This is a genomic window from Pseudolactococcus laudensis (assembly GCF_013449735.1).
In the GTDB taxonomy this organism is placed as follows: Bacteria; Bacillota; Bacilli; order Lactobacillales; family Streptococcaceae; genus Pseudolactococcus; species Pseudolactococcus laudensis.
Window position 1 is genome coordinate 21,841 of record NZ_JACBNY010000008.1, and the last position, 20,153, is coordinate 41,993.

15 protein-coding genes and 2 pseudogenes are annotated in these 20,153 nt (G+C 39.3%); 1 reads left to right on the top strand and 16 read right to left on the bottom strand.

What is annotated here, in order from left to right; genetic code table 11:
* Positions 1-9: 9 nt before the first annotated feature.
* The 12 genes and pseudogenes from HZR21_RS05935 to HZR21_RS05990 all read right to left on the bottom strand — a co-directional run bounded on the left by HZR21_RS05935 (position 10) and on the right by HZR21_RS05990 (position 12,544).
* Complete coding sequence (locus tag HZR21_RS05935; protein WP_180746868.1) at positions 10-990, bottom strand: alpha-ketoacid dehydrogenase subunit beta; 981 nt, start codon at positions 988-990, stop codon at positions 10-12.
* A 2-nt stretch (positions 991-992) separates the two neighbouring features.
* Positions 993-2,114, bottom strand: a pseudogene (locus HZR21_RS05940) (thiamine pyrophosphate-dependent dehydrogenase E1 component subunit alpha).
* Between the two features lie 26 nt (positions 2,115-2,140).
* Entirely contained in the window at positions 2,141-3,136 is a 996-nt protein-coding gene (gene lplA, locus HZR21_RS05945; RefSeq protein WP_180746869.1) for a lipoate--protein ligase, read from the bottom strand.
* A gap of 215 nt (positions 3,137-3,351) precedes the next feature.
* A complete protein-coding gene (locus HZR21_RS05950; RefSeq protein WP_180746870.1) occupies positions 3,352-4,362 on the bottom strand; it encodes a sugar kinase in 1,011 nt (336 codons plus the stop codon).
* Between the two features lie 130 nt (positions 4,363-4,492).
* On the bottom strand, positions 4,493-5,140 hold the full coding sequence (locus HZR21_RS05955; protein ID WP_180746871.1) for a bifunctional 4-hydroxy-2-oxoglutarate aldolase/2-dehydro-3-deoxy-phosphogluconate aldolase: 648 nt from the start codon (positions 5,138-5,140) through the stop codon (positions 4,493-4,495).
* A gap of 144 nt (positions 5,141-5,284) precedes the next feature.
* Positions 5,285-6,004 (bottom strand): GntR family transcriptional regulator, encoded by a 720-nt coding sequence (locus HZR21_RS05960; protein WP_180746872.1) that lies wholly within the window; start codon positions 6,002-6,004, stop codon positions 5,285-5,287.
* 94 nt (positions 6,005-6,098) lie between these two features.
* Positions 6,099-6,983 (bottom strand): aldose 1-epimerase family protein, encoded by an 885-nt coding sequence (locus HZR21_RS05965; RefSeq protein ID WP_180746873.1) that lies wholly within the window; start codon positions 6,981-6,983, stop codon positions 6,099-6,101.
* Positions 6,984-6,990: 7 nt separating this feature from the next.
* Positions 6,991-8,061, bottom strand: coding sequence for a mannonate dehydratase (uxuA, locus tag HZR21_RS05970; protein WP_180746874.1), 1,071 nt, complete (start codon positions 8,059-8,061; stop codon positions 6,991-6,993).
* A gap of 15 nt (positions 8,062-8,076) precedes the next feature.
* Positions 8,077-9,663, bottom strand: coding sequence for a mannitol dehydrogenase family protein (locus HZR21_RS05975; RefSeq protein ID WP_246307820.1), 1,587 nt, complete (start codon positions 9,661-9,663; stop codon positions 8,077-8,079).
* A 92-nt stretch (positions 9,664-9,755) separates the two neighbouring features.
* Positions 9,756-10,544, bottom strand: coding sequence for a gluconate 5-dehydrogenase (locus tag HZR21_RS05980; RefSeq protein ID WP_180746876.1), 789 nt, complete (start codon positions 10,542-10,544; stop codon positions 9,756-9,758).
* 71 nt (positions 10,545-10,615) lie between these two features.
* Entirely contained in the window at positions 10,616-11,212 is a 597-nt protein-coding gene (locus tag HZR21_RS05985; RefSeq protein WP_180746877.1) for a hypothetical protein, read from the bottom strand.
* Positions 11,213-11,263: 51 nt separating this feature from the next.
* Complete coding sequence (locus HZR21_RS05990; RefSeq protein WP_180746878.1) at positions 11,264-12,544, bottom strand: citrate transporter; 1,281 nt, start codon at positions 12,542-12,544, stop codon at positions 11,264-11,266.
* A 687-nt stretch (positions 12,545-13,231) separates the two neighbouring features.
* Here HZR21_RS05990 and HZR21_RS05995 point away from each other — a divergent pair.
* Positions 13,232-15,355 (top strand): annotated as a pseudogene (locus HZR21_RS05995) (hydantoinase/oxoprolinase family protein).
* A 510-nt stretch (positions 15,356-15,865) separates the two neighbouring features.
* Here HZR21_RS05995 and pepC read toward each other — a convergent pair.
* The 4 genes from pepC to HZR21_RS06015 all read right to left on the bottom strand — a co-directional run bounded on the left by pepC (position 15,866) and on the right by HZR21_RS06015 (position 20,153).
* Complete coding sequence (gene pepC / locus HZR21_RS06000) at positions 15,866-17,185, bottom strand: aminopeptidase C (protein ID WP_180746879.1); 1,320 nt, start codon at positions 17,183-17,185, stop codon at positions 15,866-15,868.
* A 141-nt stretch (positions 17,186-17,326) separates the two neighbouring features.
* A complete protein-coding gene (locus HZR21_RS06005) occupies positions 17,327-17,893 on the bottom strand; it encodes a nicotinate-nucleotide adenylyltransferase (RefSeq protein WP_180746880.1) in 567 nt (188 codons plus the stop codon).
* On the bottom strand, positions 17,890-18,717 hold the full coding sequence (nadE, locus tag HZR21_RS06010; RefSeq protein WP_180746881.1) for an NAD(+) synthase: 828 nt from the start codon (positions 18,715-18,717) through the stop codon (positions 17,890-17,892). The genes HZR21_RS06005 and nadE overlap by 4 nt, the downstream gene beginning before the upstream one ends.
* Entirely contained in the window at positions 18,714-20,153 is a 1,440-nt protein-coding gene (locus tag HZR21_RS06015; RefSeq protein ID WP_180746882.1) for a nicotinate phosphoribosyltransferase, read from the bottom strand. Before HZR21_RS06015 ends, nadE begins: the two co-directional genes overlap by 4 nt.

A 20,153-nucleotide genomic window follows, 5' to 3' on the forward strand; every position in this document is an offset into this window, starting at 1 on the left:
TTAAAAATTTCAGTCAAAATCAATTACCTCCTTTACTGCGTTTACGACATCAGTCATATTTGGTAGCCAATCATTCTCAGCTAAGGCAAATGGATAAATACTATCTGGTGCGGCAACACGACCAATTGGCGCTTGCAATGCCATGATAAAACGTTCTGAAATCTCACTCATGACCATAGCGCCAATCCCTGCCTGACGTTGCGCTTCTTGTGCGACCACGACACGGCCTGTTTTATTAACAGATGCCCCAATCGTTTCAATATCAAGCGGACTAACTGTACGTAAATCGATTACCTCGGCATCAATCCCTTCTTTTGCTAATACTTCAACAGCCTTTAAGCTGACTGGTACCATGCCACCGTAGGTGATAATCGTCACATTACTCCCGGAACGGACGACCTTTGCCTTGTCTAAGGGTGTTGTATAGTAGCCTTCTGGCACTTCACCTTTTACACCCCGATAGAGTCTTAGATGTTCCAAAAAAATTACTGGGTCGTTGCTTTCGATAGCAGACAGCAGCAAACCTTTAGCATCTTCTGCAGTGGCTGGCATGATAACTCTGAGGCCTGGTGTTTGTGCCATCAATGCCTCTAAATTGTCCGAGTGCATTTCTGGTGTATGCGTGCCGCCACCATAAGGTGACCGTACAACAATCGGAAAAGTTCGCTGATTATGAAAACGGAATCGTCCACGTGCCATTTGACCTGCGATAGAGTCCATGACTTCGTAAACAAAGCCGAAGAACTGAAGTTCCATAATCGGGCGATAGTCTTGTGTCGTTAATCCAATCGCCAAACCACCAATGCCAGATTCTGCCAGTGGTGTATTAAAGACACGTTCCTCACCATACTTATCTTGCAGCCCTTCCGTTGCTCGAAACACACCACCGTTTTTCCCAACATCTTCACCGAAAATCAAGACATTCTCATCACGTTCAAGTGAGATATCCATCGCCTCAGTGATTGCTTGAATATAAGTTTTTACCGCCATGCTTATTTACCTGCCTTCTTGAATTTTTCAATTTGTTCCAGTTGCGCAAAGCCTGAAACTTCCAAGGTGGATGCAATGAAATCTGAAATTTTTTGTTTGGGTACATTATCTGCTGCTTTGACAGCCTCATCAATTTTGGCATTGACTGTTTCAATATAGGCTGTTTCCTTTGTTTCATCCCACAAGCCTTTGTTTTCTAAATAGCAACGGTAACGAACAAGCGGGTCAAATGTCCAAGCAGTGTCAATTTCTTCCTTAGTGCGGTAACGCAAAGGGTCATCTCAACTCATAGAATGAGGTCCAAAACGCTCGACCAAGGCTTCAATTAAGACTGGTCCACGACCCGAAACCGCCCAATCACGCGCTTGTTGACTAGCAAGGTAGCAAGCCAAAGGGTCCATGCCGTCAATCACAATACTTGGCACACCCGCAGTCCAACCTTTAGCCGCCAAATGTGGTGCTGCTGTTTGCAATTTTCTTGGTGTTGAAATCGCATAACCATTATTTTGAATGAAGAAGATTGCAGGTGCCTGATAAGCGCCAGCAAAATTAAGCCCTTCATAAAAATCTCCTTGGGAAGAACCGCCGTCACCTGTGTAACAATAGGCGACATTTGCTTTGCCCCGTTTCTTTAAACCTAGCGCTACACCAGCTGCCTTAACGTGTTGGGCGCCGATGATAATTTGTGGCATCCAAGTTTGTAGGTCATCCATTTCATTACCAACTTGATGGCCGCGTGACCATAAGAAAGCTTTTTCAATTGGTAGCCCTTTTAGAATCATCTGCGGCATATCACGATAACCAGGAAGTAAGTAATCTTCTGATTCAAAAGCATAGCTTGTCGCTGTTTGCGATGCCTCTTGACCAATCGTTGGTGCAAAGAATCCTAAACGACCTTGTTTTGCTAATTTTGTTGAGCGGTCATTCAAGGTTCTGGAAAATACCATCCGTTCCATCAACTCTACAAGTTCTTTATCCGATAGGTTGACCAGTCTTTCACCATCGGTATCAACAACTTTGCCAGTTTCATCAAGAATTCTTAACATCGGAAAGGCGTCTTCTTGTGTTTTAAGCTGTGCTTGAAAATCTAAAATTTTTTCGACATGTGACATAATATCCTCCATTATTTCTTTTGTCTCCTGCAATAATCCTACTCTCGAATAGGTACAAACAAACTTGCAATTTCTTCAATAGAGATAGTACCAAAATAATCTCGATAAGGTAGAGCCTGTAATTGTACCAAGATAGCTTTTTTATTAAATAATTGTCCTGTCAAGGCTGTGATAACCGGTGCCAAGTCATGCAATCCTAGAAAGTCCCCTTCAAAACGAAGTGCCTTAATCATGCCATTTTCTACCTGTGCGTAGACGTCCACAATGCCGCCTTCAAATTTAGCATGATTGTGAAAATTAGAAATAGGGGAGTTGCCGTAATTCCAATCCCATTGTGAGAATTGTCTTTCCTGCAAAGTCTTAATCTCTGCCAACTGTTCAGGCGTTAAAAGGATTTCTTGGTCCACACCATGATTGGACAATTCATACACCAAGGCATCATAAAATGTCTTGACTGTTGTGCCTTCTGGTGCATAATCTTTGATCATACCGACACGACTTCTGACAGATTTTGCTGCTTTCGAGATAAATTTTTCATCCGCCACATTAAGCGAATGGACCATATCATCAATTTTTGAATCAAAGAGCAGTGTCCCGTGATGCATCAAGTAACCATTAGCGTAGCGTTGGGCATTTCCTGAGATTTTCTTCCCATCAAGCATCAAATCATTACGACCAGATAACTCAGCAGGAATATTCAAAACGTGCAATGCACGCAACATAGGCTCAACGAATTTTTTAAAATTAACCGTAGCAGAATTTGCCACTGGGACGATAAAAGTAAAATTCAAATTTCCTAAATCATGAAAAACAGCACTTCCACCAGTCACACGGCGAACAACTTGAATATCATTTGCTTCAACATACTCTTGATTGACTTCTGCAAATGTATTTTGATTTTGACCAACGATGACAGCTTTCTTGTTCTGCCAAATCACAAAGATGGCTTCTTTGGGTTGCAAAGTATTTAATAGCCAGGCATCCATGGCTATGTTATAAGTTGCATCTGTTTCTAAATTTGTAATGTGACGCAAATTTCCTACCTTTCTGCGATTCCACTTTAAAAAGCAACCGCTTATATTTTGTAGTAAACTCTCAATTCCATAGAAAAAAGAGTACAAAAAAAGACCGACACGTGACCTGTTTTTGAGAAAATATTCACAATCATATAACAGTTTTTATGAGTCGTCTATTTTTCTTAGCTAGGTCATCTATTGATTGACCTAGCCTTACTAATTAACTTTAAGATTTATCGTTGAATTGCGCCCGAACCTGCTGCTAGAAAATCACTCACTTCTCTTTCACTAAATAGATTAGTATCTCCGTGAACAGTATGTTTCAGAGCTGATGCTGCCGTACCAAAATCTATTGATTCTTGTAATATCCATCCTGATAAAATACCGTGTAAAACGCCTCCTGAAAAGGCATCACCACCACCTACTCTATCAATAATTGGGTTAATTTCATGCGTTTTTGACATCACTAGACCATCTTTTTGATGCCATATTGCGCCTGTCAAGCGATTATGACTGGCACTTACTACGTCACGTTTTGTGGCATAAAACAGCTTAATATTTGGAAAAATCTGATGCATCTTTTCGTAATAATAAACTAATTCATTAGCAACATCACTAGGTGCCTCAGGTATTCCTAACAAGTATAGGGCATCCATATGCCCGGCAGAGCAATAATCAACATACGGTAGGATTTTTTGAATGACAGCACCACATTCTGCCTGACTCCACATTTTCCCACGATAATTAACATCAAAACTAACAATACAGCCTGCTGCTTTAGCAGCTTTAACGAGTTCAACCGCCATGTCCCGCCATGCAACTGAAACTGCAGAGACGATACCTGAAACATGGAAAATATCAACATCTTTAAACAATTCCGATAAATTCCACTCAATATCGTTCATAACTGCAAAACTTGAGCCTGCACGGTCAAAAAAAACAGATGCGCCACGTTCACCTACGCCAGCCTCCATATAGTAAGTCCCCAAACGTGGACCACCTTGCAATAAAAATTCGGTCGAAACATTATGAGACTTGAGATGTCTTTTGACGGCTTCACCTAGTGCATTATCAGGTACTTTACTTGCAAAACTAACCTCATGCCCAAAATTTGCCAACGAAATTGCAACATTGGCTTCACCACCACCATAAACTACCTGCATATGATCAATATGCGAGATTCGTGTACCAGCTGTCGTTGAAAAACGCGCGAGAATCTCACCTAACGTAACTACTTTACTCATATTTCATTATTCCTTTATACTCTAAACATCATAACTCTAAAAATATGCTGTGACACTTTGCGCTAATGCTGAGCCTATAACCACTTTTTTTGATAGGAAAAACTGCACGCTTAAAAACGTACAGTAGCCATTATTTTCCTTTAATTTCAGCATATTTTGCCGCATATTGTTTAGCAACTTCTGTGACGCCTTCAAAGTCTCCTTTTTCTGCTGGCGCTAAAAGGTTACCGCCAACGCCAACAGTAATGACACCAGCTTCAAACCAGCCTGCCATATTATCTAAACTCACGCCACCTGTCGGCATAATGTTAATTTGTGGTAGTGGTGCTTTAAAGGCGCTAACAATACTAGGACCGAAGGCACCACCTGGGAATAACTTGACAATATCTACGCCGCTCTTCATGGCTTCTTTGATTTCAGTGATTGTCATGCAGCCTGGTAAATATGGAATTTGATAAAGATTACATACTTCAGCTGTTTCTTTATCAAACCATGGACTTACGACATATTCTGCGCCTGACATAATTGCCAAACGAGCAGTTGCGCCATCTAAAACAGTACCTGCACCTACTACAACCTCAGGTTGATTTTTATAGTAAGTTGCTAATTCTCGAATCACATCTTCTGCCTGTGGTACAGTGAATGTTAACTCAATTCCTGTCAAACCGCCTTTGACAACAGCATGAGATGACTTCAACGCCTCCTCTTTGGAATTGGCACGGATTACTGCTACGACACCTGTTTTTTCTAAACGATTTAATATTTCAACTCGTTTCATCAACTTGCCTACCTTATCTATTATTAGGATATCTCTATGAATTTAGATTTTAGCTTTAACCTCACTTCTCTAAATACTTTGAAACTTCTCCTAACCATATAACAATAAGGTTTCGGTAAATTTCTATGGCCTTAAAAAATGAGATTAAAATCCATTAAAATCAAGTTCTGAAATATCTTGTGAATTTGCATCATCTTCTGACAAAAAATAATCTGGATATTTTGAGACAACAAAATCTTTTTCATCCAACATCATATGCAAATGAGACATGATTAAAAAGTTCATCTCATCAACATCTTTGGTGAAAATCGTATCCAGAATTTTTTTGTGCTGATTGGTAATTTTCGCCCAATCTAATTCTTTGGTTACAATACGTAACCATCTAAAACGTTCTAAATGTGTATTACTTTTATTCATCCAGCGCCAGATTTCTTCTCGGCCAGCAATTTCAAAGCATGTTTTATGAAAGACATTATCAAAGAAGAAAAAATCTCGTTTATTCTGCTCAAAAGCGGCTTGACATTGCTTTTCAATGATGCATTTTAAAGCTTTAAGCCCTTGATCATCAATTTTCATTAAGCATTCTAGCATAATCTTTTGCTCTAACTGCTCTCGTGTAAAACGCGCATTATCAGCAGACTTCAAATCAATCTTTGAAACATAAGTACCGCTTTGAGGAACGACGTGAATCAATCCCTGCTTTCTCAACTGTAGCAAAGCTTCTCGAATAGGTGTTCTTCCCATACTCAAAACCTGCCCTAGTTCATTTTCCGATATTTTTTGACCTGGTGCAAAATCTGAATAAATAATTTTACGCAAAATTATTTTATACGCTTGCTCCTGTAAACTTGCTGGTTTTATCATGGCTTTACTCCTTATATGTGATATATCAGTTATTATATCATATTATAGGGTTTATCCACTAAAGATTGATACCGTTTTCATACAGACCAATTTGTTATCTAAATAAATAACTTGTTTTAATTTCTTTTTCAACACGTCCTGCCAATACGCAATTCCCTTCTTTTTCCAGTAATTCAGCACTTTTGCCAGCCTTATCTGGAATCCCATAGAAAGGTTCTAAACAGACAAACTTTGCGGCTGCCTTGTCTTGTGTCCATAGACAAAAATAAGGAAACTCATGCGTATCAACAGTTACTGAATGTGCTGATTTAGAACTAGACAGGGTTACAGATGTGATATCTGGATTATCAAAGACAATCAAACCATCCTTAAATAATTCACGTGTCAATTGAACCTTACCTTTGACAGTTTTAAAAGAATGCGCCACACCACTGCGATGTGGCATAGGTGTCATCACAAACTCAAAACGTTTCAAATCAATCGAGTTTGGCTCAAAGCTAACCTCGTAATCTTCAAACTCACCTGCATCATCAAAAGGAATACGAAAAGCTGGATGTGCCCCCAAAGAGAAAGACATTGGTTCATCTGACAGATTTTTAACAGTATAAGTCGTCTCTAATCCAATTGATGTCAAAGTATAGCGCAAAATCAAATCAAAATGGAAAGGAAAACGCGCAAAGGTGCTCTCATTATCGGATAGACTCAGACTAACACTTTCAGATGATTGAGCCACAACTTTGAAATCAAACTCACCTGCAAAACCATGATGAGGCATCTCGTAGTTTTTATCTTTGTGACGATACTGGTCATCATTTGACTTACCAATTGATGGAAAAAGGACTGGTGCATGTTTAGCCCAAACATCAGGATTTCCATCCCATAAGTAGTCAATTGACTGCACTTTACTGAATATTTTCTGTAACTCTGCACCTTTTTCTGATATTTCAACCAAAAATTGTTCATTTTCGAGTGTAATCATGTTGACCTCACTTCTTTTCCAGTGCTTCCCACAAACCATTCAAATAAGATAAGCCAAGTGCACGGTCATATAATCCATATCCTGGGCGACCAGTCTCTCCCCAAATCATGCGACCATGGTCTGGACGAATATAACCATCAAAACCATTATCATGCAAGGCTTGCATAATAGCATACATATCCAATGAGCCTTCACTAGACAAATGAGGTGCTTCGTAGAAATCTTTGGCAGCGACATTTGTAAATTTGATGTTACGCACATGAGCAAATGAAATGCGGTTTCGCTTAGTAAATTCAGCCACAATCGCCACCACATCATTGGCTGGGTCTTCTGCAATACTACCAGTACACAAGGTAATACCATTATATGGCGAATCAACAGCGTTACACATCCAATCCAAATCCTCACGATTTTTAACCATACGAGGCAAGCCAAAAACGCTATACGGTGGATCATCAGGGTGACAAGCCATTTTCACACCAACTTCTTCACACGTTGGGATGATCGCTTCCATAAAGTATTTGAAGTTAGCGCGCAAATCATCATCCGTCACATTTTTATAGAAAGCAAACACCTCTTTAAATTGTGACAAACGCTCTGGCTCCCAGCCTGGCAAGCTAAAGCCATCCGCGCCAGCCTCCATATTTTGAATTAATGCTTCTGGCGAGGCAGGCATATCACTGCTGACAAAAGAAAGCGTTGAAGAACCATCCGGCAACTTGAAATCCAAATCTGTTTTCAACCAATCAAAGACAGGCATGAAATTATAGCAAATCACTTCAATACCATATTCCGCTAAATTGCGAATCGTTGTTTTGTAATTTTCAATCCATTTATCACGTGTCGGTACACCCATTTTGATATCTTCGTGAATATTCACACTTTCAATCACTTTAAGCGTTAAACCAGCCGCCTCAATTTCTTCTTTTAGGGCTTTGATACGTTCCTTAGGCCAAACTTCACCTACAGGAATATCCATCAAAGTACCGACAATCCCTTTACAACCTGGTATTTGACGAATATCTTCTAACTTGATTTTTTCTTCATTCACACCATACCATCTGAATGTCATTTCCATTTAGTCTTCTACCTCCTATTTTTTATTTTCTGCTAATAGCGCTTGTAATGTATGACGCACAGCGCCAGGACCACGCAACAGCTCGGCAATGTAGCCCTCAACTTTTTCACCTAAACCTGCTTGATACAAGTCAAGACCAAAAATCTTTTCATTCGACAAAATCGGTGCAACTTTATCATGTAGATTACCTGAAAAGCCTAAAGTCACATCGCTTAATTGCGCCTGTAAGTCCGCTAACAATGGATCTGGACTGATAGCAAAGGATTCTCCATTATCATCGACACCCAACAAATACCGTACCCATGCAGCCAAGGTCAGGGGAATAAAAGTCAATTCCTTCACATATAAGGTATCACTCTCAACATATTTCTTAATCGTCTCACCAAAGCGAATGGCAACTTTTTGTGACGTATCACAAGCAATCCGTTGTGGCGTATCAGGAATATTTGAATTCACCAAACGTTTTTTGACCACCTCATCAATAAAGTCTTTCGGATTAATAATCTCAGGATTGACAACTACCGGTAACCCCTCAACATATCCAACTTGTTTGACCAAATCAACTAAGTCTTCATCTGCCATTTCACCAGAAATTGACGTAAAACCAAGCAGATTTCCAAAAATAGCCAACGAAGTATGGAGCGGATTTAAACAAGTCGTTACCTTCATCGTATCTGCTTTATCAACCGTATCACGGTCAGTTAAAATCACACCAGCCGCTTCAAGTTCAGGACGACCATTTGGAAAACTATCTTCTATTACAAGATAATGCGATACTTCTGTATTTGCAAACGGTGCAATATTGGTATGTTTTGGCGTATGAATAAGCTCAACGCCTTCAAACCCTTCATTCTCAAGTGCCGTTTTAACACTTTCAGACGGATTTGGCGTAATGCGGTCAATCATCGACCAAGGGAAACTAACCTTATTGCTATCTTCCAAATAATCTACAAAAGCTTGTGGTGCATGTTCTTGCGTAACCCAGCCTTTAGCGATACCTAAAATACTCTCTTGGAATTTTTGACCATTTTGAGAAAAATTGTCCGTCGTCACCATAGCAATCGGTAATTGACCAGCATAGAAACGTGCCAATAATAGACTTGCCACAATCGCCATTGTATGCTCAGCTGAATCAGGTCCCTCAGCAATATCTTTCTCAACTAAAGCTGTATAGTTCCCATTAATATCAGTTAAGCTATACCCTTTTTCAGTGATTGTGAAAGTCGCAAATTGTAGACTAGCATTTTCAAAGATAGCTTTGACCGCCTCATAACTTTCAGAGCGACTAGGGTTGCAATAATAAGCTGCTGCAGTCGATTGCAATAATTTTTTCTCTAATTTACCATCTTCATGCATGATAACCTCAAGAATAGCATTATCATAAGGTAAATAGGCTTCATCTATGATATTCTCATCATAAGTTTCACAGACAACAACACCTGTTTCAAGTTTTCCTTGATTAATTAATTCTTGTGCCACTTCAGCATGAAAGCCACGATAGAGATTCCCACCACCAAAGTGAACCCACTGAGGCTTACTAGCAGTCTTATCCCGCAAGATATCAATATTTATATTTGTAATTTGAACATCTCGTTCAGCCAACTCACTTGTTTGTGAAGATAGGCACTCATTTAATTTAACTACCAAAAATTGACCTCCATTATATTTTCGTCATTAAAGTACTACTTGTTTTCTTACGCCTGTTTCCCTATATACGCTAGGATACCTCCGTCTACATATAAGACATGGCCATTAACAAAGTCTGAGGCTCTTGAGGCTAAAAAGACAGCTGGCCCAGCTAGGTCGCAAGGCTGCCCCCAACGGTTCGCAGGCGTTTTCGCTAAGATGAAATTGTTAAATGGATGCCCATCTTCACGCAACGGTGCTGTTTGTGGTGTTGCGACGTAACCTGGACCAATGCCATTACATTGAATATTGTATATCCCATATTCTGAGGCAATATTACGTGTCAACATCTTCAAACCACCCTTAGCAGCGGCGTAGGCGCTGACTGTTTCACGACCTAACTCACTCATCATAGAGCAAATATTAATAATTTTGCCACCACCTTTAGCAATCATACTGGGAATAACTGCCTTAGACATAATGAATGGTCCAGTCAAGTCAACATCAATCACCTGTCGAAAATCAGATACCGCCATATCAACCATAGGAATACGTTTGATAATCCCAGCATTATTAACCAAGATATCAATTGAGCCGACATCTGTTTCAATTTGCTTAATCGCCGCTTGAACTGCGACTTCATCCGTCACATCAAAGACATAGCCATGTGCTTTAACACCTGCGACTTCATATGCAGACAATCCTTTATCAACTGATGCTTGCCTTGAACTGTTGAAAACAATTGTTGCACCTGCCTGCGAGAGCCCCCGTGCTATCTCAAAACCAATGCCGTATACAGCACCCGTTATCAAGGCAACTTTACCGTCTAATTGATAGTCTGCCATTGAAAATTTCATTCTACACTATCCTTATCTTATTTTTAAATATTGGGTGTAACGATGCTTGTAACATAGCATGATTACGCCTACTAGACATCGAAAATTTTCGCATCTATTCCTTCAAAAACTCTTGGATTAAAAGATAGGTTAGTCGCTAATTTTGAAAAATAAATCGCACCAATCTCACTTGCACAATCTAATGGTAGTCGTTTTCTTCTACCTAAAAAATGTTTCTCTAAAATCGGCTGACGTGTGTAGATTGTCTCATCTTCTTCCTCAAAAATATGAAAAAGTTCATGCCATAAAACAAGAGATTCAAAATTTACAGCCCATTTGTCATCCAACTCAAGCCATTCTTTTAGAATAGCACTTGCCTTGTTAACCGCTCTTACGTTCATTACAACCTTTTTTTCATTTGGGTCGCATACAGCAAAGATTGGCATTAGTGAAAAATCAAACTCCTCCACTAATTGATAACCACTGCCTTCAATCAAAGAAAGTGGAGAAGACTTGTCTTTTATTTGAAATCGTTCCCACAATTTTTGAGCTGCTAGCATACAATTTTTTATGATATCTATTTTTTCATCATGTAATATGCCACGTGCAGGACTATTATTCACAAGTTCTAAAAAATAATCAATATCTGTTGTTTGTGTTTTTGCAAGCACCTGATTATAATTAGACAAACTCTTCCTCTCCTTTCTTCAATTTTTTCCAAAAAAATTACGGTATCTCTCTTAGAGATAATAAACGAAATACCCCATTACCAAACAAGCGACAGATAATGCCCAAGCCCAACCCAGATTAGACTTAATATATTCTTTTGTATCTACCTTAACAAAATTCAGTGCCCACATCGTCCAAGACTGTGTCGGACAAGATGACGCAACGATTGAAACAGGTAAAATCATGAAAATAATGAACAAGAATTTCTCATCAAAAGTTCCCATGGCTTGTAAAATTGATGCTAAGGCAATACCTGAACCCCAAATCATCAAAGGACCACGGAATAAAGCAAGTGGTGCAAAAACAGCAAAGGCAATTAGCAAGATAATCGGTGAATTTGGAATGAAATCTCCAAATAAATCTTGTAAAATAGGCGCAATTTGTTTTGCAGCAGCTTGGAAGATGTTAACACTATAAAGCATACCAATCAAGAGACCGCTATCCGCAACCCCGTCATATAATGTTTTTTGAGCTTTAGTTACAGCCATTTTATACGAGTTCAAGTTCCTAGTTAATAACAAACCAAGGAAAATCCCCATGATAAACGCTGGTACCGGTTGCCATTTAAAGATAGCAACCATAATAATTGGGATAAATGGTACAAAAACAACATATCCTTTTAATTGTGTATCTGATGCACCTTGTTCTGCAGCAGACCAAGCACGCAATTTTTTCTTATTAGCAAGGCCATAATTAAACAAAATATAAGCAATTAAAATGACCAAGTGAAACGCTGTTGCGATAAGTCCAAATTTTACATAATGATTATCATATTTAATACCTGTAAAAACTGCAAAGAATTGACTAACATAAGCAACGTTTAACCACATGCCGCCAGCAACAGCTAGCATATAAGCTCCAACTGCTGTCCGTTTATCAATTCCTAGTGACATCAAGATTGGCAAAATAATCATACCAATCGCCATAACCGAACCAACACCAAAGGCACTTGTAAAGATAAGCATACAAACAATATTAATGAGTAAAGTTGTCACAAGTGGTTTATCACCAGCTAGTTCAACTGTTTTCTTAATAATATAACCTGCAATTCCTGTATCAACCAGAACACGACCAAACCATGCCCCAAATACTATGACCGCAATCGTCCCCCCATAGGCGGCAACTGAATCTTGAAAAATTGCTGTCACAACTGTTTGAATTGGTACTAATCCAATCACACACCATAAAACTGCCGTTACTAGGAAACCTAAAAGTAGATTTCCTCCTTTCATACAATAGAGTACCAGCACCAAAAAGGTTGCTAGCAGTAAAATACCCTGTAAAATAACCATAAAATCCTCTTTCCTATTAAATTCCTTTAAACAATGAAGTCCCCTCAAAATTTGAGTATGATTTCCTTATACAAAGCCTTTCTATTTATTTAAAACTCTCCAATTATTGGATACCGAACAACCTTCAAAACTGATATACTAGTATTTCGATTTTTATTATACAATTATATTCAAGAATTGTAAAGCGCTTTCAATATTTTTTTTACTTTTTTTTAAACCTAAATAAATTAAAAAAACATCCTTCTTTCTTTTATTAAGCAACTCAAAAACAACCTAATCCCTTGTATTTATTGATATATTTGGCAGATGAAGATCTATTAAATATTCATTATCCTCACATTTAAACGAGAGAATAGAAGTTTATATCTTTTTAGTTTTTGACATTTTCCCTGTTTAATTCTCATCACTGAAACAAATGTCTGTTTCTTGTTTTTTATTTTTAAGCTATCAAAAATAGAATCATTTACTTATTAATCATTTGATTTATAAGTAATTTGATATACCAGTTTATTTTTTGACAAAATACTGTTTTACATTCATAAATCTTTATTAATATTGATAAATTTCAATAATCCTCTTGTTTTTTCTAAATGTAAGCGCTATAATTATATTAAAACTGATATACTAGTGCAATTAAAACTTCACCCTCCTCAACAAAAGTTGAGATAGAAAGAAAGAGGAAACACAATGACACGTTCTGTACGAATGGGAATTGACGTAGGGGGCACGCATACTAAAGCTGTCGCACTTGATAATGATACACACGAAATTATTGGAAAAGTTCAAGTCAAAACATCACACGATCACCCCAAAGGAGTTGCTGCAGACGTTGTTGAGTCATTTCAACAATGCATGGACGAGAATGGTATCGCACCTGAAGATGTTGTCTTTGTCGCACACTCAACAACACAAGCTACCAATGCCTTAGTTGAAGGAGACGTAGCAAAAGTTGGCGTCATTGGTATGAGTAAAGGTGGTATTGAAGGATTCTTATAAAAAAGACAGACCCGTTTAGATAATATTGAACTGGAAGAAAAGAAACAAATTGAAATCGTCAATGAATTCATCAAATTAAAAGATTTGAACAAATCCAGTGCCGAGGATGCCATCCAACGCTTAGAAGACAAAGGTGCAAAAGTTTTAGTCGCATCAATGGCATTTGGTGTAGATGATGATGGTCCGGAAAATTTAATTCATAAGGCTTCCGAGGCAAAAAACATCTCGACAACTATGGCATCAGATATTACCAAGCTTTATGGTCTAACTCGTCGGACACGAACAGCAGCAATCAATGCCTCAATCCTACCTAAAATGTTAGATACAGCAAATTCAACCGAAGAATCTGTTAAAGGTGCAGGTGTCGAAGTTCCCCTCATGATTATGCGTGGCGACGGTGGTGTCATGGAAATCAGTGAAATGAAAAAAAGACCAGTATTAACCATGTTATCTGGACCAGCTGCATCTGTTATAGGATCATTAATGTACTTGCGTGCCTCAAATGGCGTTTATTTTGAAGTAGGTGGTACAACAACAAACATCGGTGTCATTAAAAACGGTCGCCCAGCAATTGATTACTCTATCGTAGGCGGTCATCCAACTTATATTTCTTCACTAGATGTTCGAGTTGTTGGTTGCGCTGGTGGTTCAATGGTTCGCGCAAATAAAAATGGCATCATTGATGTTGGTCCACGTTCTGCTCATATCGCAGGCCTCGGCTACACCGTCTACACAGATACCAACAAAATCAACAATCCACATGTTGAATTCTTTTCACCAAAACCAGGCGACCCAGATGATTATGTCAAAATCGTTAATGAAGATGGTAGTGAAGTAACCATCACTAACTCTTGCGCTGCAAATATTCTAGGACTAGTAAGTGAGGACCACTTCTCTTATGGCAACGTTGAATCTGCTCGAAAGGCTTTCCAACCATTAGCAGACTACTGCGGCTCCACTGTTGAAAACATAGCAGAACAAATTATGGAAGCGTCCTACCGAAAAATTGAACCAATTATCACCGGTTTCGCTGAAAAATATAAGTTAGAGCATGACCAAATTTCACTCGTAGGCGTTGGAGGTGGTGCTGCATCATTAATTACTTACTTCAGTGATAAGTACAAAGTTCGCTATTCCATTCCTGAAAATGCAGAAGTCATCTCTTCTATCGGCGTTGCACTCTCAATGGTTCGAGACGTTGTCGAGCGGATACTACCATCCCCTACCAAAGACGATATTCGTGCTCTAAAAAATGAGGCACTTAATAAAGCAGTAGAATCTGGTGCAACACCAGAATCCGTTGAAATTCACGTTGAAATAGACTCACAAACCAATAAAGTGACAGCTATCGCAACTGGTGCAACAGAAGTCAAAGCCACAGACCTGACCAAAGTAGTAGATGAACAAGAAGCCTTAACACTAGCGGCTGAAGATATACGAGTGCAACCTAATGAAACTAAATTAATTGAAAAAAATCCTTCATTTTTCGTTTTTGGTACGAATCAAAAGACAGATGCTGCAGGTCCTTTACGTATTGTTGACAAGAAAGGATTCATCAAAGTACAACGTGCTCATGGAAAATGTATCAAAGTAACAGTTGAAAATTACTTTGAAGCAACTCAGTATCTCTGGGAAAACATGGCTGTTTATGAATCAGAAATCGTTTCTCGCCCAGATTTCTATTTCTGTATCGGTGCTCGTGTCGTTGACTTTGTCGCAAATGACTTTACCCAATTATAACTCCTAACCGATTTAGAAGTTGGCACCTTAGAACCAACCGACGAACTCCTCATCATAGCAGCAAACGTAAAATAAAACATTCCTAACAACCTTCAAAATTTTTAAACTAACCAAAAAAGGAAACTAGCTTATCAAAACCGATAAACTAGTTTCCTTTTTTTCAATAGTTAGAACTTTTACCCAAACATTATTTTTAACAACCGTTAGCTAAACAAGAACAGCCAGCACTCACAAACAAAAGAGACTAGGACAAAACCCTATTTATGCATCACTTTTTGAGGAATTGTAAAGCAACCTGATTGTATTATATGAAACAATACGAAAAAGTAAATTAATACAATCAAAATTGATAGCACTAATTTGCTTATCCCTTTCGATAACTAAGGACTTTGACTGAAATTTTCAAGAAATTCATGGCACAGCATAGCGAAGCGTACTTGAGTACGTGAGCTATCCTGTAACGAAGTAATTCACCCAAAAATTTAGCCAAACTTTGGGTTAAATTTTCAAGAAATTCAAGGCACAGCATGGCGAAGCGTACTTGAGTACGTGAGCTATCCTGTAACGAAGTAATTCACCTAAAAATTAAGCCAAAGCGCCCATAGGATCCCACGGGAGAAGCACCTCCGGCTCAGCCTCATAGGCAGCCAACTCTTCAGCAGTCAGGAATTCTTTTCTGACAACGATTTGGTAAGTATATTCGTTCATCCAAGCATCAGATGCTGTGAAGTAACCTTTTTTACCAACTTTTTCGCCCCAAGAGTTTTCGACTTTCCATTTAAGGGAATTACCGGCAGCATCCAAGTCAACACCTGTCAAGACCATGGCATGTGTCATCAATGATTCAGAGTAGTCCAAACGGCTAGCTTTATCTTGTGTAAAGTCCAAATCCATGGCTGAGAAATCATAGGCATCCAGAGTCAAAAGGCCATCTTGACGGTTAGAAACTTGACCGACATCACAACCAAACCAAACTGTTTCACCAGCTTGCATTTGCGCGATTGCCAATTTCTTGAAACGGTCCATTTCAACATTCAAATGACGCACATCACGCGCACCAATGACGTTTCCTAAGAACTCAACTGTGTAAGATTTGTTATAAGGTTTGTCAGCAGTCGGAGCATTAATGACACTCACATAGTCATCCAACTTGATGTCAACAAATTTTTCGTAAAAAGCTTGTGGTGTGATGTCTTCGAATTTGTGGAATTGGTCATCTTTATCTCGGTATTCAAAGTCAAATTTTTGTGGTGGCAAGCCAAGTGTCATCGCAAGATAGTTGAAAATTTCTTGCAAGAGTTCAGCTTTTTTAGCAGCCACATCGCCACCATTTTGGATCAAGTCACGCAAGATTTGTGCATCTTGACGCAAGATTTTGTTAAGATATTGATCCAACTCACGGCTCGCACTTGACGAGATAGACTCAGGATAGATGTCTTTTGGCACGACACCATATTTTTGGAACAAAGCCACGACCATGTCCCATTGTCCGCCATCTTGTTGGGGTACATCAAGCAAGAACTTCAATTTGCGATCGCCGATTTCAAGATCACTTGTACCAATGATTTGTTCAAGGAACCAGTTTGATTTTTCATATTTGTCCCAGAAGAACGTATAGGCTTGTGACAACTCGAAGTTTTCCAACTTGAACTCTGTCAAAATTTTATGACGGAAAGTGTTCAAAGCTGCAAACATCCAGCAACGACCTGATTGTTTTTGGTTGCTGACAGGGTCATTTGTCAAGTCGATTGAAAAAACAGGCAGATTCGCTGCATGTGATGCCCGATTTTCAAACGCATTAAGTAAGCCATTTTTAGTCGCAGCGTTCTCCACTGCACTATATTTCGCATTTTTTTGATAATTATCAAATAAAGATTGTGTAAATTCTGATGTTAATTCTGTCATGTTGATGTTAATCCTCCAAAGAATAGTATAGCACTTTTTAAACTGTATCTCTCAAAAAAACTTTAATCATTCATCTCATAAAAAAGGACTTGTGCATCTTAAGCACACGTCGATTTTTAGACACCTCTCCTACAACTTTTCCTACCGATACAAACCATGCTGGTTAATGTAGGAAAGCACCTCAGCGGGCAATAAAAAATTAGGGTGACGGTTAGCTTCTAAACTCCCTCGGATATAGCTTGAGGAGATATTAAGCAAGGGTAAATCAATCATTTGAACGGGATATTTCGGTGCAGTCAAAACAGTTTGGTCGCGTCTAACAGCCACGAATTTAACCAATTGCATCAAGTCATCAATCCTGTACCATTTTTCCAAATAATCAACCATATCACCACCGATAATGAAAAAATACTCGTTTTCAGGATGTTCAGCCGTCAATTTCGAGAGCGTATCATACGTATAAGACTTGCCACCTCGCTCAATTTCTGACAAGTTCAATGTCAACTGCGGATAGTCTTGTAAGGCAAGGCGCAGCATATTAACCCGATGCTCAGCTGAAATCGTCGACTTCGTATCAATATGAGGTGGCTCGTTTTCCGGCATTAGCTGAACTTCATCTAAAGCCAATAACTGCTGAATTTGGTCTGCTATGAACAAATGAGCATGGTGAACCGGATTAAAGTTTCCTCCTAAAATACCGATTCTCATGCGCGCCAGAAGTCGTCAAAAACAGTGATTGGCAAGTGACGTTTATGTTCTGTTTTTAGCCACCAATTTTCGATTACAGTACGTGCAGACGACTCAATTTCACGGCCTTCCAAGTAATCGTCGATATTATCGTAAGTCACACCTAGTGCCACTTCATCAGCTAAACCAGGTTTACCATCTTCCAAATCTGCCGTCGGTATCTTTTTATAAAGTGTTTCATCTGCCTTGAGATAGGCTAATAACTGCTTACCTTGACGTTTATTGAGACGGAAAAGCGGTAAAATATCTGCACCGCCATCACCAAATTTCGTAAAGAAACCGGTAATGTTTTCAGCTGCATGGTCTGTCCCAACCACGGCACCCGAATGTGCACCCGCAATAGCATACTGCGTAATCATGCGTTGACGTGCCTTAATATTGCCTTTGTTAAAGTCAGTAATAGCAAGACCAGCCTCAGTCAAGGCAGCAATCTCACCGTCGACAGCACTTTTGATATTGACCGTCAAGCTGACATCTGGTTGGATGAAAGCCAATGCCTTTTGGGCATCATCTTCATCTTGTTGCACACCATAAGGCAGACGAACAGCGATGAATTGATAGGTCGCATCACCTGTCTCAGCACGCAACTCCTCAATTGCAAGCTGCGCCAAACGACCAGCTAAGCTTGAATCTTGACCACCTGAAATCCCCAAGACTAGGCTCTTCAAGAAAGGATATTGCTTGAGATAATCCTTCATGAAATCAACTGAACGACGTACTTCTTCTGCTGCTGAAATCTCAGGTTTTACCCCTAATTCTGCGATAATTTTATCTTGTAAGGTCATTTGTAAACATCCTTTCTCACTTGATCAATCAGTTTCATTTTATTTTCCCAGACATCCTGCGCCAAATCGACTGGGTAGTCTTGCGGATTTAAGTCACGTTTATACTCATCCCATAAATCGTCTAATTTCTCTTTGAAATAAACTTTGATTTCAGGCAAGCTAGGTAACTCGTAAATCAAGTGACCTTTTTCAAAAATCGGAACCAGCAAAGGACGCGCCGTGAAATTTGTTAATCTTTTATTGATATACGTATAGGTCGGATGAAACATGAAAATCTCATCAGATTCATTCGGGTCAACATTTGCAAAAGTGATGTAATCACCCTCAGATTTGTTTTTATCCAAACTACGAATCCGCCAAACTTGTTTTTTACCTGGCGTTGAAACCTTCTCTGCATTACTTGAGAGCTTAATCGTATCACGCATGTCACCAGTCTTCGTTTCAATCGCAACGATTTTATAAACGGCACCAAGTGCAGGTTGGTCATAAGCTGTAATAAGTTTTGTCCCCACACCCCAAACATCAATTTTGGCTTTTTGCATTTTGAGATTGAGAATCGTATTTTCATCTAAGTCATTAGACGCATAGATTTTCGCTTCTGTAAAACCAGCATCATCAAGCTGCTCACGGACTTTTTTAGAAATATAAGCCATGTCGCCAGAGTCGATGCGAACACCTTGGAAATTAATGCTATCGCCCATTTCCTTTGCCACTTTAATCGCTGCAGGCACACCGATTTTCAGTGTATCATAAGTATCCACTAAGAAAACACAATCTCGATGCGTTGTCGCATAGGCTTTAAACGCATCATAGTCATTGCCATAGGCTTGAACAAGCGAGTGGGCATGTGTGCCTGACACTGGAATACCAAAAAGCTTACCTGCTCGAACGTTAGAGGTTGCATCCGCACCGCCGATAACAGCAGCACGCGTCCCCCAAATCGCAGCATCCATTTCCTGAGCACGACGTGTACCGAACTCCAGTAAAGGTTCGTCACCAATCACCGACTTAATCCGTGCCGCTTTGGTCGCGATCAAGGTTTGGAAGTTGACGATGTTGAGAATCGCTGTTTCGACCAACTGGCACTGTGCCAATGGACCTTCAACTTGAAGAATCGGCTCGTTGGCAAAAACGAGATCTCCCTCCTGCGCCGATCTAACGTCACAAGTAAAGCGTAAGTCAGCTAGATATTCTAAAAAGTTTTCAGGATAGCCAAGCTCCCGTAAGTAAGCAATATCGTCGTCACCAAAATGCAAATCTCGGAGATAGTCAACAACCCGCTCTAGACCTGCAAAAACGGCATAACCATTTTTAAAGGGCATGTCTCGGAAATAAACTTCAAACACTGAGTTGCGCTCAGAAATCCCTTGTTCAAAATAAACCTGCATCATATTGATCTGATAGAGATCGGTATGCAATACTAAATTATCTGTCAT